Raw genomic sequence first — 2,281 nt, 5'->3', positions numbered from 1 at the left:
CGGCAGTTTAGCGGCGCATGTGCTAGGTTTTACGGGGATCGACAATCAAGGCTTAACCGGTGTAGAAGCAAAATATAATACAGAGTTAAGCGGTATCGGAGGCAGCGTATCCTTCTTGTCAGATGCAGCGGGCAGACAAATGCCTAATTCTTCGGACACCTACGTGGAACCTAAGGACGGGCTTACGATGCAGCTTACGATCGATAAGCAAATTCAGACGGTTATGGAACGTGAGCTTGATCAAGCGATGACGAATTTACAGCCTAATGGTATAATCGCGATTGCGATGGATCCGAACAACGGTGAAATTTTAGGCATGGCGAGCAGACCTACCTACGAGCCAGACAAGTATCGAGAGGTTCCAACTGAGGTTTATAATCGAAATCTTCCTATTTGGATGACATACGAGCCAGGCTCTACCTTTAAAATAATTACGCTTGCTGCAGCCCTTGAGGAAAAAAAGGTTGATTTGAAAAACGAACGTTTTTTTGATCCAGGCGCTATTGAGGTGGGGGGTGCTAGACTTCGCTGCTGGAAAAAGGGCGGACATGGCAGTCAGACTTTCCTTGAGGTTGTTGAAAACTCCTGTAACCCCGGGTTTGTAACGCTTGGTCAGAGGCTGGGCAAGGACAAACTATTTGATTACATTAAGAACTTTGGCTTCGGGACGAAGACGGGCATCGATATTGGCGGCGAAGAAAATGGGATCTTATTCAAGCTTAGTCAGGTCGGTCCGGTGGAACTTGCCACTACGGCTTTTGGCCAAGGGGTCTCCGTTACACCAATTCAGCAAATAACGGCTGTTTCCGCAGCAATTAACGGCGGAACGCTGTATAAACCCCATGTAGCAAAAGCATGGATAAACCCGGAGACGGGAGCGACTGTAGAAACGGTAGAATCGGTTGCAGTCAGGAAGGTTATTTCGGAGGAAACGTCCAAGCAGGTGCGTGAAGCGCTTGAGAGCGTCGTAGCCAAAGGAACAGGCCGCAATGCCTTTATAGACGGGTATCGCGTAGGCGGCAAGACGGGTACTGCTCAAAAGGTAATTAACGGACGTTATTCCCCTAATGAGCATATTGTATCTTTTGTTGGCTTTGCTCCAGCAGATGATCCGAAGATCGTCATTTATGTAGCGGTTGATAATCCGCAAGGGATTCAGTTCGGCGGAGTCGTTGCAGCGCCAATCGTTCGCAATATGCTGGAGGACGCGCTCACCATTCTGGAAGTTCCGGCTCGTGAGAAGCAGATCGACCGTATTTATAAGTATGGAGAAACACCTATTGTTACAGTTCCGAACTTGATTGGCAAGACGGTGTCGGATTTGTATGAGGATATGAATATGAATTTCAATCTGACTTCCGCAGGTTCTGGGAAAACGGTCATACGCCAAGCTCCAGCTGCTGGAACCCGTGTAGACCGCGGATCAACGATTCGGATCTATTTAGGCGAAGAAGATAATATATCCCACTCGCATTGACTATAATGGTAGTTAACGAGGGTGCAGCAGGCGGGGAAGCTTGTCCGCCGGCGCTTAAGGGAGGAGCTGGGCAGATGCGATTAAAGGATGTTGCGGAATTGCTTATAGCCTCACGGCTGATAGGCGATGGGGAAACGGAACTGACTGGCATTGAGACGGATTCACGTAGCGTAATTGAAGGGCAATTGTTTATTTGCTTGAGAGGCCATACCGTTGATGGTCACGCGTTTGCTTCGGAGGCGGTTGCCGCCGGAGCAGCAGCGCTAATAGCAGAACGAAAGCTGGACCTGTTGGTGCCACAAATTATTGTAAGAGATTGCCGCCTTGCCATGGCTGTAATTGCTAATTATTATTATAGACAGCCTAGTCAAACCTTGAAGCTTATCGGCGTAACGGGGACGAATGGCAAGACGACAACAACTTATTTAATTGAGCAAATCCTAAATGACCAGAGTAAGCCTACCGGCGTGATCGGTACGATTGAGCGTCGGTATGCTGGAAAATCGTTCCCTATGACCAGTACGACGCCTCAAACGCTGCAGCTTCAAAGCTATCTCGGGGAGATGCGTGATGCGGGCACGCAATATTGTGCAATTGAAGTGTCCTCCCATGCTCTCGAGCAAGGCCGGGTGAAGGGCTGCAGATTCCGAACGGCAGTATTTACTAATTTGACACAGGACCACTTGGATTATCATGAAACGATGAGTCGATACGCTGCGGTAAAGGGATTGTTCTTCTCGCGACTTGGCAATGTGTATGCATCTGCGGAAAACGAAAGATCTTATGCGGTTCTTAATGCAGACG

Annotated in this window: 2 protein-coding genes; both read left to right on the top strand. The window is 48.7% G+C overall.

The window, feature by feature from the left end:
- The coding region (locus tag AB4Z17_RS33165; RefSeq protein WP_441964686.1) for a penicillin-binding transpeptidase domain-containing protein at nucleotides 1–1,477 on the top strand (1,477 nt) is incomplete at its 5' end.
- 74 nt (nucleotides 1,478–1,551) lie between these two features.
- On the top strand, nucleotides 1,552–2,281 hold a 730-nt coding region (locus tag AB4Z17_RS33160; RefSeq protein WP_441964688.1), incomplete at its 3' end, for a Mur ligase family protein.

The organism is Paenibacillus sp. TAF43_2 (assembly GCF_052113545.1).
In the GTDB taxonomy this organism is placed as follows: domain Bacteria; phylum Bacillota; class Bacilli; order Paenibacillales; family Paenibacillaceae; genus Pristimantibacillus.
The sequence above is the reverse complement of the archived record's forward strand: the minus strand, read 5'-3'. Positions and strand labels throughout refer to the sequence as shown.